Source organism: Methylomagnum ishizawai, assembly GCF_900155475.1.
Taxonomy (GTDB): domain Bacteria; phylum Pseudomonadota; class Gammaproteobacteria; order Methylococcales; family Methylococcaceae; genus Methylomagnum; species Methylomagnum ishizawai_A.
Genome location: NZ_FXAM01000001.1, coordinates 2,341,198 through 2,355,010 on the forward strand (window position 1 = coordinate 2,341,198; position 13,813 = coordinate 2,355,010).

The 13,813-nt window shown below is 58.4% G+C and carries 9 protein-coding genes and 1 pseudogene; 8 read left to right on the plus strand and 2 right to left on the minus strand.

Going from position 1 to position 13,813, the window contains the following annotated elements:
* The first annotated feature begins 64 nt into the window (after positions 1-64).
* From B9N93_RS10370 to B9N93_RS10390, 5 genes and pseudogenes are all read left to right on the plus strand, one after another.
* Positions 65-1,129, plus strand: coding sequence for a TauD/TfdA dioxygenase family protein (locus B9N93_RS10370; protein ID WP_085213347.1), 1,065 nt, complete (start codon positions 65-67; stop codon positions 1,127-1,129).
* A gap of 77 nt (positions 1,130-1,206) precedes the next feature.
* Positions 1,207-2,274 (plus strand): radical SAM protein, encoded by a 1,068-nt coding sequence (locus tag B9N93_RS10375; protein ID WP_085213349.1) that lies wholly within the window; start codon positions 1,207-1,209, stop codon positions 2,272-2,274.
* A gap of 116 nt (positions 2,275-2,390) precedes the next feature.
* Positions 2,391-8,342 (plus strand): non-ribosomal peptide synthetase, encoded by a 5,952-nt coding sequence (locus tag B9N93_RS10380; RefSeq protein WP_176225216.1) that lies wholly within the window; start codon positions 2,391-2,393, stop codon positions 8,340-8,342.
* A gap of 36 nt (positions 8,343-8,378) precedes the next feature.
* Positions 8,379-8,621 (plus strand): annotated as a pseudogene (locus tag B9N93_RS26845) (IS66 family transposase); the annotation flags it as partial.
* 22 nt (positions 8,622-8,643) lie between these two features.
* On the plus strand, positions 8,644-8,895 hold the full coding sequence (locus B9N93_RS10390) for a transposase domain-containing protein (RefSeq protein ID WP_085213353.1): 252 nt from the start codon (positions 8,644-8,646) through the stop codon (positions 8,893-8,895).
* A gap of 83 nt (positions 8,896-8,978) precedes the next feature.
* Here the strand turns inward: B9N93_RS10390 and B9N93_RS10395 are convergent, their stop codons facing one another.
* Both B9N93_RS10395 and B9N93_RS10400 read right to left on the minus strand, forming a co-directional pair.
* Complete coding sequence (locus B9N93_RS10395; protein ID WP_125468929.1) at positions 8,979-9,620, minus strand: hypothetical protein; 642 nt, start codon at positions 9,618-9,620, stop codon at positions 8,979-8,981.
* A 248-nt stretch (positions 9,621-9,868) separates the two neighbouring features.
* On the minus strand, positions 9,869-11,587 hold the full coding sequence (locus B9N93_RS10400) for a hypothetical protein (RefSeq protein WP_085213356.1): 1,719 nt from the start codon (positions 11,585-11,587) through the stop codon (positions 9,869-9,871).
* A 306-nt stretch (positions 11,588-11,893) separates the two neighbouring features.
* Between B9N93_RS10400 and carA the strand changes: the two genes are divergently transcribed.
* From carA to B9N93_RS10415, 3 genes are read left to right on the plus strand one after another with little or no spacing between them, the layout of a single operon-like run.
* Complete coding sequence (gene carA / locus B9N93_RS10405; protein ID WP_085213358.1) at positions 11,894-13,012, plus strand: glutamine-hydrolyzing carbamoyl-phosphate synthase small subunit; 1,119 nt, start codon at positions 11,894-11,896, stop codon at positions 13,010-13,012.
* Positions 13,013-13,056: 44 nt separating this feature from the next.
* On the plus strand, positions 13,057-13,380 hold the full coding sequence (locus tag B9N93_RS10410; RefSeq protein ID WP_085213360.1) for a hypothetical protein: 324 nt from the start codon (positions 13,057-13,059) through the stop codon (positions 13,378-13,380).
* Positions 13,373-13,801: a PIN domain-containing protein gene (locus B9N93_RS10415; protein WP_085213362.1), complete on the plus strand. Its 429-nt coding sequence runs from the start codon at positions 13,373-13,375 to the stop codon at positions 13,799-13,801. The genes B9N93_RS10410 and B9N93_RS10415 overlap by 8 nt, the downstream gene beginning before the upstream one ends.
* The last annotated feature ends 12 nt before the right edge of the window (positions 13,802-13,813 follow it).

Below are 13,813 nucleotides of genomic sequence, written 5' to 3' on the forward strand. Positions count from 1 at the left end.
TTCTGGTTTCGCATAACATGCAGCACCTTGCAACTGGTCGTCAACACAATCTAAGGATATTCCGATGAAGGTTACTAGCATTGATGGAATGGGTAGCTATGGCGTCTATATAGATGGCGTGGATTTTGAACATCTCACCGACGAGCAGTGGAGAGAGATCGGCCATATCCACATGAAGAGCCTGGTCACCATTATTCGTGACTGCAATCTAACCTGCGAGAACCAGCTTGGATGGATAAGGAAGCTTGGCGAACCCAGACATGGCTTGTACTACAGGCTAATGAAGAAATACGGTATTACATCGATGGGGTTACTTGTTCGACTGGGTTTGAGCGATACCAGCGGTATTGACGCAGAAGACAAGGGTGTGATACGGGAACACATTAGATATCAGCAATCGACTTCCGAAGGCGCAGGTATCGCGCGGGTTAGTGGGATCAAAAATGACAAAGGACTGTCGACCGGACTATTTAATGATGGTGAATTGCTTTGGCATTCTAATGAAGCGGCCACCCTGACCTTTGTCCCCGGCGTGGCGTTGCTGGGTGGAAAGTGCATGGTGGGTTCGTCAACGGGTTTTTTGCAAACCGCAGATTATTATGAATCAGTCAGTGAGTCGTTCCGTTCGGAGCTGGATGAGATGGTTTTGACTCACCGCTATACAGAGGGAAAGATAAACCCGATCCTCAATGACAATCTCGGTCGTTCCAACATGTGTCCAGTGGATGGTGCCGAGATTCCGATGGTCATCATGAGTCCTGGAGGCATTAAGGGGTTGCACTACCCATTAAATACGGTTTATGGGGTTCGTGGAATGAGTAAGGCCGAAAGCGATAGCCTCTTCGCAGAAATCAACGAACATTTGTTCGTCGATTACTATATTTACGATCATTGGTACAAAAATGACGGCGACCTTCTGTTGTTTGACAACTCGATCACGCTGCATCGGCGTCTTGGAAATGTATCGGGTCGCCTCGCTTATCGCATCCAGCACGACTACAGCGAGTTACAGGATGACTTCTGGCAGCCTTACTTCCAGAAAGAGTTTGCGGATAAATATAAGGAAGATATCACAGACTTTGTCGAGACACTGGGTATCCAGAGTTTTAAGTTGCCTCAAGCTGGCTAGTTAAGCGGCTCCAGATAAATATATTGCTCGGGCGTTCATTGTGATGTCGCAAAACAACGTGTTAGGTACAATTGAAAATGCAAAGAAGCCGTCTCGATCATTACCTTTTGGACAATCCATCCCTGCAAAGGCGCTATAAGAAAATCAAGAAGCATGTCAATCGTCTGATTATTTCAGGCTATGACATTACCAATCGATGCAATCTCCGCTGCAAAGGGTGCTACTTCTTTGAAGGCGAACGCTCCTCCAACTTCAATGATGACCGGACCCTGGATGAGTTCGACGCTTTTTTTGCCAGTGAAGTCAAGCGTGGTGTGACCATGCCCCATTTTGCCGGTGCAGAACCGGCAAAAGTTCCGGAGCGGCTCGCATTGGCTGCCAAGTACTGGAATCGAGGCGTTATCTATACGAATGGCACCTTGCCCATCGCGCCGGATCTGCCCTTTATGCTGCATATCTCGCTTTGGGGGGCGGAGGAAACGGATGCGCGCCTGAGAGGGAAACATGCCTTCAGAAGTGCGCTCGATAACTTCTCTCGGGATGCGCGGGCGGTTTTTATCTTTACCATAAACCGTCAAAATATCGGTGAAATGGCGGAGGTGACAGATATCTGCGCCCAGCATGGGACTAAACTCTCGTTCAATCATTATAGTCCTACGCGCTGGTACGGATCGTCAGGCACTGAGATGCCCAACGAAATACGTTTCAGAGGTAAGGGACGTTTCAGTGGCCCTGACGACCAGCTTGCTTTACGCCTCGAAGACCTGAACATCATAAGAGGTCACATACGGGAGCTGCTTATCCGTTATCCGGATACCCTGATTTATTCATCTTATTACAACGAGCGCATCAATAGCCCTGATGTCCTTTTCAATATTGATTCCCAAACGGGTGTTGCGACGAATTGCGCCATACTCAATTCCGCTCATCATCGTGAATATAGAACCGATCTAACCTGGGATGACGCCGATTGCTGTATTCCTAATACCGATTGCGCCACCTGCCGCCACTATGTTGCTAATTACAGTAAGATCATGGGCGAATTTCATAACCATCTTGACAGCATTGACCAATTCGATAGATGGCTGGAGGTCTATGAGACCTGGTGCAAATTGAATATTAGAAACTGGGATACCCTGGACTGAGCCAGCAGAAGCTTTCGGATATTCTGTTCTATCCTAATGAACATCTGACTAAATTTATGGGCAGTAATTCTGTACCCGAAACTGTAGTTCATCCTAGCCCCGCGCCGCTTTATCCCTTGACGCAGACCCAGCAAGAAATCTGGTTCAATCAGATATTGCATGAGGGGCTGCCACTGTACAACATCGGCGCAAAGATACATCTGCCCGGGGCAGTGGATATTGCGCGATTTCGGGAGGCTGTCCGCTTACTGGTATTGAAACACGACTGCCTGCGTATTCAATTAACCCAAAGTCGGGATGAAAACGGAGTCCCCCAACAGACCATTGTTCAGCCCTTCGAACCCGAGGTGATCCTGCACGATTTTCGGGAAGAGGCAGATCCCCTGATTGCCGCAACGCAGTGGATGCAGCGACGTTTTATGGAACCATTCGTGCTCGATGGTTTTCCATTGTTCCGCTACGACCTGGTCCGGGTAGCCGAGGCCGACTACTACTGGCTGATGCAATATCACCACCTGATCACGGACGGTTGGGGTAGTTCCCTGTTGGTCCGCTCACTTGGGGGACTCTATACGGCCTTGGTTCGCGGAGAGACACCTGACCTATGGAGTCCATCCTACCTCGATTTTATCGCCAACGAACAAGAGTACAGACGTTCCGAGAGATACCGGAAGCATGGAGAATTCTGGAAAGGGCAATTCACCTACCCACCCGAACCCCTGTTGATACCCAAGTCGGGAAGCCATTTACCAGCACCCAGCGATTGTCGCAGCCCGCAGGTGCCGAGAGCGCTGATCCAACGACTCGAGACCTTGGCCAAGGCTTATCAGGGGAGTTTTTTTCATGTTTTGATCGCTGTCCTGGCACTCTATTTCTCGCGTACCAGAGGCGTGGATACACTGGTGATCGGTCTTCCGATGCAGAATCGGTCCAGTGTCCAATTCAAGCAAACCGCAGGGCTTTTTACCTGGGTCTTCCCCTTCAGCTTGCGGGTCGATCTTAGGGAATCTTTTGATGTTTTTTTACAGCGGATTGCCAAGCAGCTCTTGCAATGCTACCGCTATCAGCGCTATCCCATCAGCGCCATCTACCATGATATCCGGCCAGTCACGGCCCACCGGCAACTGTTCGACATCGTTCTGTCCTATGAACGGCAGGACTACGACACATCTTTTGGGGAGATCGTTAGCTACACAGAAGGCATGCTGAATGATGCGGAGCAAATTCCATTGGTGCTTGCTTTTCGCGATTACTACGTCCACTCGGATGCGCGTTGGGATTTTGTCACGAATCGGGCCTACTTCGACGATCAACAGCGGGCGGCTATACAAAGCCATCTGTTACATCTGCTGGAGGCCGTTGCTAAGCAACCGAGGCGCACGCTCGACCGGATTTCCCTGGTGCCCGAATCTGAAGTGACGCAATTACATGCCTGGGGCCAGGGTCCTTGCACCGTTCCCCTGCAACAGACCGTGGTAGGGCTGTTCGAGGCACAAGCGGCAGGTCGTCCCGAGGCCCCGGCTGTGGAGTTTGGCGAACGGCGGCTCAGCTACCGCGAACTGAACGAGGCGGCCAACCGCGTAGCCCATGGACTGATGGCCCGGGGCGTAGGTTCCGATGTCCTGGTAGGCCTAGTCTGCGCACGCTCGATTGAGCTGATTGTGGGCCTGCTGGGCATCCTCAAGGCCGGAGGGGCCTATGTGCCCATCGATTCGGACTATCCGCAGGCGCGGATCGAATATCTGCTGGAAGACAGCGGGGCGCGGATATTGCTGACCCAGCGGGGCCTGCGGGACCGAATCCCGCAGGGTGAGGGCGTAGAAGCCTTGTGCCTGGATGGAACGGAGGAATGGCCGGCCTCGGTGGAAAATCCCGTCAGTCGGGCCGGACTGGATGATCTGGCCTACGTGATCTATACCTCCGGCTCCACTGGACGGCCCAAGGGTGTCATGCTGCCTCATGGCGCATTAGCCAATCTCATAGCCTATAGTCGTCAACAGCCTGGACTTGGGGAAGCCTATAGAACGCTACAGCAGACATCGTTGAGCTTCGATGTTTCCTTACAGGAAATCTTCTCCACGTTCGATACCGGAGGCTGTTTGGTATTGATCGATGAAGCTACACGGCGGGATAGCCAATTACTGTGCGGTTACCTGGAAGCACATCGAATCGAGCGGCTTTTTTTGCCCTACGCGGGCTTGATGCAGCTAACGGAAACTGCCGCAAAAACTCCTCCCAGCAGTCTTGTCGCCGTAATCACGGCCGGTGAGCAATTACGCATCACTCCATCAATACAGCAATTCTTTTCCGCGCTACCATATTGTCATTTCTGGAATCACTATGGCCCATCAGAAACCCATGTTGTCACCGCATATGCATTGGAGGGCATTCCAGATGGTTGGGCAAACTTTCCGCCCATAGGTCGACCTATCGCCAACACCCAGATTTACGTCCTCGACCCACAGGGTCAGCCCGTGCCCATCGGAGTTCCCGGCGAGTTGTACATTGGTGGAATGGGCTTGGCGCGGGGATACCTGAACCGTCCTGAGCTGACGGCGGAGCGCTTCGTCGAACTGGAAGTGTTTGGCCAGCGGCAGCGGCTGTACCGCACGGGCGACCGGGTACACTGGCGGGAGGACGGACAATTGCTGTTCCTAGGACGGCTGGACCACCAGATCAAGCTGCGCGGCTACCGCATCGAACTGGGCGAGATCGAAGCGACACTGGTCTCTTTGTCGGGAATCAAGGAATGCGTGGTGATGGTTCGAGAGGATCATCCAGATGAGCGACGACTGGTCGCTTACGTCGTTCTCGACCAGGAAAGCGATCCAATCGGGCCAGATCTGCGCGGTGCCTTGGCGGAACAGTTGCCGGACTACATGATTCCAGTCGCCATTGTGCCTTTGGACAGCCTGCCATTGACACCGAATGGCAAGCTAGACCGTGCGGCCCTGCCGGCACCGGAGATTGATCGAGCGGCGCTCGGCACTGCCTATGTCGCGCCGCGTAACCCGATAGAAGAGACCCTGGCAGAACTGTGGCAGGAAATCCTGATGCTCAATGAGTTGCCGGGGATACACGACAACTTCTTTGACCTAGGGGGCCACTCGTTGTTATCCGCGAGACTGGTCAGCCGCATCAAGACTGGCTTTGGTCTGGCCTTGTCCCTGCGGGATTTCTTTCAGTCGCCGACAATTGCCAATCTGGCTGAGCTGCTAAAACAGCCCGCCAACGGGGATGGGATCGGGGAAGCAGAACAACATCTGCGCCCTGGAGTACGCAGGTTGCTCGATCCAGTTATTTGGCATCAATTACAAAGCTATGCGATGAGTTGGCAGGGCGAACGGGCCAGTCCGGAAAGCCTGATTGTTGGGCGTAATCTGGAAGGCACCCGCCCGCCGCTGTTTTGGGTCTTTCAAGGCCAAGAGGAATTTGCCCAACTTGGCCATTACCTGGGCGTGGATCAACCCCTCTATGGTATGCGCTCCGGGCACCTGGTCATGGATTATACCGAGGACAATATTCAAGCCCTGGCGCTCGATTATGTGCGGGAGATCCAGGCGCTGCGCCCTTGCGGGGCACTGGTCCTGGGGGGTAACTGCCAGGGAACCCTGATTACCATGGCTATTGCCCAGCACCTGATGCGCCGGGAACGCTATGTGCTGTTGCTTATCCTCATGGAATGGACCTTTTCGGCGCAACCCTATGCCGGCCCAGTGGGGCTGATCTTCGGGCGCGAAAGCGATGTCACCAATCCATATCGCCATTTCCGGCAACCAGAATTGATGTGGCAGCGGGCTTGGCCCCGGCATCGGGTCGAATTTATCCCTGGCGCATACGGTGAACTCTTCCGTGAGCCCAATGTGCAGAGCTTGGCGGGGGTGGTCTCACGCTTGATCGATGATGCGCAGAATATCCCTTTGAATCTACTGCCAGCCGAAGGCAGGAAGGCTACGATAGCCGTTGATGAACCGCCACTGCGGATGTGGCCGGGAGAACGACGCCTGATTGTGGTACGGGTTACCAATACCAGCCCGCTTTCCTGGCCGGGCGGCAGGGAATTGGGGTTGTTCCTGGTCAACCAATGGTGTAAAGGCGATGGCAAGCCTTTGATGCTCAAGGACGGGGGCATCCCCCTGCCAGCCTTGGCCAGTGGCGAGGAGACGGTGCAATGGCTACCCATTTGCGCTCCGAAGACATCGGAGGCCCTTCAGCTACGGTTGAAAGTGGTGGAAGAGGGCGTGTTTACTTGGTTAAGGCACGATTATGAGCCACTGCAACTATCGGTTCAAATCGCTCCAAACACTGAAGCAACCGTGGCGTCGGTGGCGCAGTTGGGAAACCAATATAGCCCCCCGATCCTCATTGGAGGAACCGGCGGATCAGGCACCCGTGTCATATCCCGAATTCTGCAACAACTCGGCGTGCATCTGGGGACGCAGTTAAATCCCTCCGACGACAGCATCGAGTTGCTGGGCGAGTGGTGGGCGCGGTTGTTGCCCTATTGGAAGGCAGAACCCCCCATCGAGATCGAATCCGCCATTGTCCATGCCCTGGGCGCGAAGCTCGCGGTATTTCTGGATGGCGTGGCGAAGCACAGCCAGTGGGGGTGGAAATTGCCGCCGACGGTCTTTTTCGCACCCTTCTGGCATCGGCTCTGGCCGGGCATGCGTTGCATCCATGTGGTGCGGGACGGGCGTGACATGGCGCTGTCTCATAACCAGAAGCAGTTGAACTACCTGGGCCCCGTGGTCCTGCAGAGCGATGAACTGTTGCTGGACAAGGCGCAACGCAGTATTCGCCTGTGGGATCGCCTTAATCTGCGGTTGGCTGAGTACGCCGAGGCCAAGATGCCGGGACAATACTTGCGTATACGCTACGAGGACCTGTGCGCTCAGCCCAGGGTGGAGATCGAACGCCTGATGAAATTTCTCGGTCTGGAGGGAGATGCCGAGGCGTTGGCCAAACAGGTACAACCGAGTCCCGGTATCGGTCGCTGGCGACAGCAGGCAAAGGACTGGCTAATACAGGTCGAACACGCCGGGCGGGAAGGATTGGCGCGCTTTGACTATCTGGATGGCGGAAAGCCAGTTGACGGAATCCCATCGTTACCCGCTCAGTCAGACCTCTACGATGCAGGACTGATTGCATTCCAACGGGGAGAATATGATCGCGCCATCGAACAGCTGAATCCGGCTCTGGACCGGGTCAACCGCTTGCTACCGGCCCTGGCGGAGTCTTTCCACCGTCAACATCGCTATGATGAGGCCGAGCGAGCTTGGCGTCAGGCCCTGGCGCTCAACCAGAATGACGGTCGTTTATGGCTGGGACTGGCGCTGAGTTGCCAAGCGATTGGCAACTCGAATGAGGCCGTGAACGCCTATAAAACGGCATGCGAGAGAGGCCTGATGCGTCCGGTGGAGGCGTTGACACCACTGTTCGAGTTGGCGCAATCCGCGCATGAGGGGATCGCCGAGGTGGCTGCTTTAGTTAACCGCGCACTGAAACAAACCCCTCAGGATACGGAATTGCTTGCCCTGGTGGCCCAGGTGCAATTGCAATCGAACGAGCCAGATGCCGTAGTCGCAACGGTTCATAAGCTGATCGCGCTACGTCCTGACCAATTCGCCCCGGTAGTGCAGATCATTTGGAAAATGGTTGGACGGGGCATGTTGGCGGAAGCTAAATTGCTGATCACCGATCTGGTGGAACGGCTGCCCAATGAGCCTGCGGTGCTACGTTTGCTAGTCCATTACACCCTTCATATAGACCATGACGTTAAAAAAACATTGAGCCTTTGTGACGCCGTACTCAAGCGGGCACCCCATCGGTTCGTGTTTTACGGGTACAAGGGGGAATGCCTCGCTGAGTTAGGTGAGCTGGATCATGCCTTAGCGGCTTTCGACCGGGCGATCGAAGGATTAGGCGACCGGGTACCGGCGCGTTTCTTGGCGAAACGTGGACAGCTACAGCAAAGACTCGGGGTATTTGATAAGGCCAGAGAAGACCTGCTGAGGGCCATAGAGATAAATCCTGATGCGAAATGGATCAGAGATGCTCTGAGGTAAGCGCGTGGCGAACCCCTTGGCCTATGGCGCGGCACCCTGCACCAAAGCCCGGTCGCCACCGAGGCGCTCGGGTGCTTCCAGAAGCTCTACTGCGTCGAGCGCGAGGCCGCCGGTCTCGATCCCGAAGCCCGGTCACGGCTCCGGCAGGAGCAGGCCCGCCCCCTGGCCGAGGCCATGCATGCCTGGCTGGCCGGGAAATGCAGCCAAGTGCCCGACGGCTCCGCCATAGCCAAGACTATCGACTATTCCTTGAGGCGCTGGGGTCCGCTCACCCGGTTCTTCGACGATCCGGGCGTGCCCTGTGGACAACCACCACCTCGAGAACCGCATCCGCCCGGTCGCCCTGGGCTGCCGCAACTGGCTGTTCGCCGGGAGTTTGTGCGCGGGCCAGCACGCCGCCGTGCTTATGAGCCTGATCCAGTCGGCCAAGCTCAACGGCCACGATCCCTACGCCTACTCCAAGGACGTCATGGACCGCCTGCCCACCCAGCCCGCCCAGCGCATCGGGGAACTGCTCCCGCATCGCTGGCAGCCCCAGTCGATCTCCGCCTGAATCCTCGGCCATCGGGCCGCCTTCGCTTAGGCCAAGGGGTTCGCCACACGCTTACGTTATTTGCGGCCAAACCCTTATTGCTGCTATTGCTGCGGCGAAGTGACCGTGATCGACATGGCTTCGGTGTAGCGGGCGACCACGGCATCGCCGGGTTTCACCTCGTTGAGGCGCTTGATCTCGGGACCGGCCTTCACCTTCAGCAGTTTGCCGTCCGATCTTTCCAGGGTGACCAGGCGGCTGTCGTAATCGATGGCCTTGACCGTGGCCGCGACCTCGACCGTTTCCATGGCGGCCATGCCCGGCTTGGCCCCCTTGGGCGCGCGTTCCACCACGGTGGCCCCGCCCGGTTCCGGCTTGTCCTCGGGGGCGGTGACGAACAACTCGATGGTTTCCAGGAATTCCGCCGTCACATCGTCGCCGACCCGGATTTGCGCGAAGTTGCGGACTTCGGGGCCGCATTTGACCTTGGCTTGCTTGCCGTCGGGGTATTTCAGAGTGACGACCCGGTGCTTCTTGTCGATGGCTTTGACCTTAGCGGTTACGACGACCAATTCGCCCTCGATGCCGCCCGGTTTGTCTTCCGCGGCCGGGGCGGCGGCGGGGGCGAGTTGCGCCGCCGGGGTCGGATCGACCGCGGGGGCCGGGGCGGGGGCTTGGTGGGCGCAGCCGATCAGGAGCGAACCGGCCACGAGGGCCGTGGGGCCGCCGAGCAGCCAGGGTTTCATACGATGGTTCATTGAAAAGCCTTTTTTGGTTTTGGGGGATCGATGGCGGGGCGGGCGGAACCGCCGCTACCCGTGGGGGCCGTTATCCGGGGCTGGGGCGTTTTCGGTTGGAGATGCGGGTCGGAGCATTCATCTGTCCCTACAACCTATGCGAAATACCTCAGGGAAAACGCTGGGGTGCCGGGGGCTGAGTGTAGCGGTAGGTCGGCGGTTTGCCAATCCGGGAGGCAGGGGCCGCGCCGCCCGTTTCACAAGGCCAGTTCCAAGGGGGCGGGAATCAGCTTGAAACGGCTGAACGAGGCGGTGGCTTCCTGGAGGCGGCCCAGGTGGAAACCGGCATGGGTGGTTTTGCCCGACAGGCGCAACAGGACGCCGGCATGGAACCCGGTGGGCGGCAGCAGGATTTCCGGTTCGGCGCGGACCGCCGCTATGGGCGGGAGCAACAAACCCTTGCCTTGGGGATGGCCGAGTTCGTCCCAAAGGGCCACGGATTCGGCGCTGGGAGACAGCAGTTCCACCCCGAAGCGCAGCCCGGTTTCCCGCTGCGCCAGCCAGCGGATCACGCTGATATGCGGCGGGTGCGGCGCTTCGGCGATGCCGACCAGGGAACCGGCCTGGAGCTTGGGGTCGCCGCCGTCGCACAGTAGCACGCAATAGCCGTGCGGGTCGGTATTGAGCAATTCCCCCGCAGTGCCCGGATCGGCCCCGGTCCGGTCCGCCGCCGCCGCGCCCCAGATTTCATCCCTGGGGCAACCCGAGCTATCCAGCAGCAGGCGCTCGATCACGGCGTCGGCCCGCAAAGCCCGCTCGTCCTGGCGCGGATGCTCGGCGACCTCGTGTTCCATCGGCAGCAATTCCAGGCGGGAGGCGGCTTTGAGCCAATCGGCCCGGCCCGCGTTGACGGGTTTGAGCCGGGGCTTGGTGTGGGTGGGCCGGGGATCGAGGGCGGCGACCAGTTCCTGGAAGCCGATGAACAATTGGCAGGGCTGGTGCAGTGGCAGGCGTTCCGAGCGCCGTTGCGCCGGGCCGAACAGGCTTTTCGCCAACAGGGTCGGCAACCGGTGTCCGTTCAGGCCCAGGGTGGCGAGTTTGGCGCGTTGTTCCGGCGATTTGTCCAGCAGGCGTTCGATCAGCCGCCCGATGAACAGGAACCGGCAGGAAGGGGCGGGCATCCAGTCATCGCGGATGCGGTAGGGGCCGTGTTCGCTGTCGAGGTCGAGGCGGAACCGGGCCAGTTGTTCCCCGATCACGGGCCGGGCTTCCCAGGCCGCGTGGTCGGCCCATTCCCCCAGCATCCGGTAGATCAGGCGCATGTCGCGCTGGCGGTAGCGGCCATAATCGGCCATGGCGAACAATAGGATGCGCTTGAATTGCCCCAGTGGCGTGCGGCAGGCCGGGGGTTCGCCGGGGTCGCCGAATCGCGCCGACGCTGCGCCCTGGGCCTCGGCCAAACGGTAGGCGCGGTAGAGGTCGGGCCAGAACGCCGGGTCGGGTTCGCGATAAAGCCGCGCCGTGTCCAACAAGGCCAACCCCCAGTGCTGGAAGGCCCGGTACAGCGCGACCAAGCTGGGGTCGGCGTCGCCCAGCCATAGGCTATTCGCCGAGCGGCTGGCCGGGCAGGCATAGGCGTAGAGATTGCCGAGTTCGCGGCGCAGTTGGCTGGTGGTCTCGATGCGCTGGGCGAGTTCCGGCGGGTAGGGCAGGGCGGCGTCGAGGCTGTGGGTGTCGATTTGCCCCGCCAACTGGGCGGCGCGGGGGCGGATCGTATCGGCCAGGACCAGCCGGGCCGGGCCGGACAGGTCCGGCTTGGCGTTGAGCGCCCGCAGCAAGGCCAGGAGGGCGTCCAGGCAGCGCTCCGGGTGGGCGAGCGGCAGTTCCGCGAGCCAATCCGCGACGGTTTGGGGCGTGGGGAGCGGCAGGACGATTTCGGTCGCCGTTCCCGTGGGAGATGTGCCGGAGGGCTGCATGGGTGACTTCCTCGGTCCAGGGGGGGGCGCGGTGGCCCGCTGCCCTGGCATCGCGCTGGTTGGGTGTGTGATATTGTATCGGCCCGCCTGGAAAAATGCCGATTCCCGCCGCCCAGACCTTCCGTTGGCCCTGGGATTTCGGTAAAACCGCCCGCCATCCTGGGCGGCGACCTTTGCCCGCATAGACAGAATTCCGGGGTTTCCTTTAAAATTTCGCGACCTACGGAACTTTACAAGAACAACATCGACGGGAGGAACCTCAAGGGGTCCTCCCGTTTTGTATGTTTAAGGCGACCCCACAGCATCATGAATACTCAAGCACTCTTGGCCCTGGAAGACGGTACTTTGTTCCGGGGCACCGCCATCGGCGCGGTTGGTCGGTCGGTCGGCGAGGTGGTTTTCAACACCGCCATCACCGGCTATCAGGAAATCCTCACCGATCCTTCCTATGCCCGCCAGATCGTCACCCTGACCTATCCCCATATCGGCAATGTCGGCGTCAACGCCGAGGATGTGGAATCGACCGGCGTGTTCGCCAGCGGGCTGGTGGTGCGCGATGTGCCCCTCCGGCTCAGCAATTTCCGCGCGGGGCAGAGCCTCGCGGATTACCTCAAGGCCCACAACGTGGTCGGCATCGCGGGCTTGGATACCCGCAAGCTGACCCGTATCCTGCGTGACAAAGGGGCGCAGCGCGGCTGCATCGTGGCCGGACCCGATATCGACGCCGAGGCCGCGCTGGCCGAGGCGCGGGCGTTTCCGGGGCTACAAGGCATGGACCTCGCCAAGGAAGTCAGCGCCAGGGAAAGCTATCCCTGGACCGAGGGTTCCTGGCGCTTGGGCGAGGGCTATACCCGGCCCGCCGAAGCGCGCTTCCATGTGGTGGCCTACGATTTCGGGGTCAAGCGCAACATCCTGCGGCTTTTGACCGACCGGGGCTGCCGCTTGACCGTGGTGCCCGCCCAAACTTCCGCCGAGGCCGTGTTGGCGCTCGAACCGGACGGCGTGTTCCTCTCCAACGGTCCCGGCGATCCCGAGCCCTGCGATTACGCCATCCGCGCCATCCGCACTTTCCTGGAACTCAAAATCCCGGTGTTCGGCATCTGCCTGGGACATCAGTTGTTGGGACTGGCAGCGGGCGCTCGCACCGCCAAGATGAAATTCGGCCATCACGGGGCCAACCATCCGGTGCAGGAACTCGACACGGGCCGCGTGCTGATCACCAGCCAAAACCATGGTTTCGCGGTGGACGAGGGGACTTTGCCCGCCAACGTCCGCCCGACCTACCGCTCGTTGTTCGACGGCAGTTTGCAAGGCATCGAATTGACCGACCGGCCCGCGTTCAGTTTCCAGGGCCACCCGGAGGCGAGCCCCGGCCCGCATGATTTGAAGCCCTTGTTTGATCGGTTCATTCGGATGATGGGTTAGTTGATATATTCCTGATGTTTTTGGCGGGATGGAGGTAAGTAGATATGAACGTGGAAGAGCTTGAACGCGAAATATCCCAATTGCCTGCACCCGAACTTAAGCAGTTCTCCCAGTGGTTCGATGAGTTTAAAGCGGAGCAATGGGATAAGCAGGTCGAGGAAGATATTCTCTCTGGACGGCTGGATACGGTAGCGAAACAAAGGGTGCAAGAGGCAATTCCGTTTCCCAAAAAAACCACGCTGGCGCAACGCGAGTCATTGCATCAAGCAGGGGAACGGCTTGATGCAAAGCTTAGGGGGTTGGGACTTGGGGAGGATGAGTTGCTGGAGGATTTCAAGCAATGGCGGCGGCAACGGGGAAATGCCTGACAAGTTCCTGGTCATTGATGCCAATATCCTGATCCGCGCCGTTTTGGGCAACCGGGTTAGGTGGCTCATCAACCATTACGGCGATTCCGTGGCGTTTTATATCGCCGAGGCGAATTTAAAGGAAGCCGGGTTTTATCTTTCCCACTCACTCGCGCAAAAGCGGAATTTGGACGAGGCGGATTGGCGCTCAGTCTTCGACGGGGTGCTAAATACCGTCCAAATCGTTCCCGATAGCTCATTGGCCGGGTTTGAGGATAGGGCCAGGGCGCGGATCGGTGGACGCGATCCGAACGATTGGCCCGCCGTGGCGGTGGCCCTGATTCTGGATTGCCCCGTATGGACCGAGGATAGGGATTTCTTCGGGGCCGCTGTCGCGACTTGGACCACGGCTACGGTGGAACTGTATTTGCGGGACGAATAAGGCGTTGCGGGC

Excerpts from the sequence above, each read along its gene's own strand:
- B9N93_RS10370 (WP_085213347.1), top strand. The coding sequence starts at position 65 with ATGAAGGTTACTAGCATTGATGGAATGGGTAGCTATGGCGTCTATATA.
- B9N93_RS10375 (WP_085213349.1), top strand. The coding sequence starts at position 1,207 with ATGCAAAGAAGCCGTCTCGATCATTACCTTTTGGACAATCCATCCCTG.
- B9N93_RS10395 (WP_125468929.1), bottom strand. The coding sequence starts at position 9,620 with ATGAAACCCTGGCTGCTCGGCGGCCCCACGGCCCTCGTGGCCGGTTCG.
- B9N93_RS10400 (WP_085213356.1), bottom strand. The coding sequence starts at position 11,587 with ATGCAGCCCTCCGGCACATCTCCCACGGGAACGGCGACCGAAATCGTC.
- carA (WP_085213358.1), top strand. The coding sequence starts at position 11,894 with ATGAATACTCAAGCACTCTTGGCCCTGGAAGACGGTACTTTGTTCCGG.
- B9N93_RS10410 (WP_085213360.1), top strand. The coding sequence starts at position 13,057 with ATGAACGTGGAAGAGCTTGAACGCGAAATATCCCAATTGCCTGCACCC.
- B9N93_RS10415 (WP_085213362.1), top strand. The coding sequence starts at position 13,373 with ATGCCTGACAAGTTCCTGGTCATTGATGCCAATATCCTGATCCGCGCC.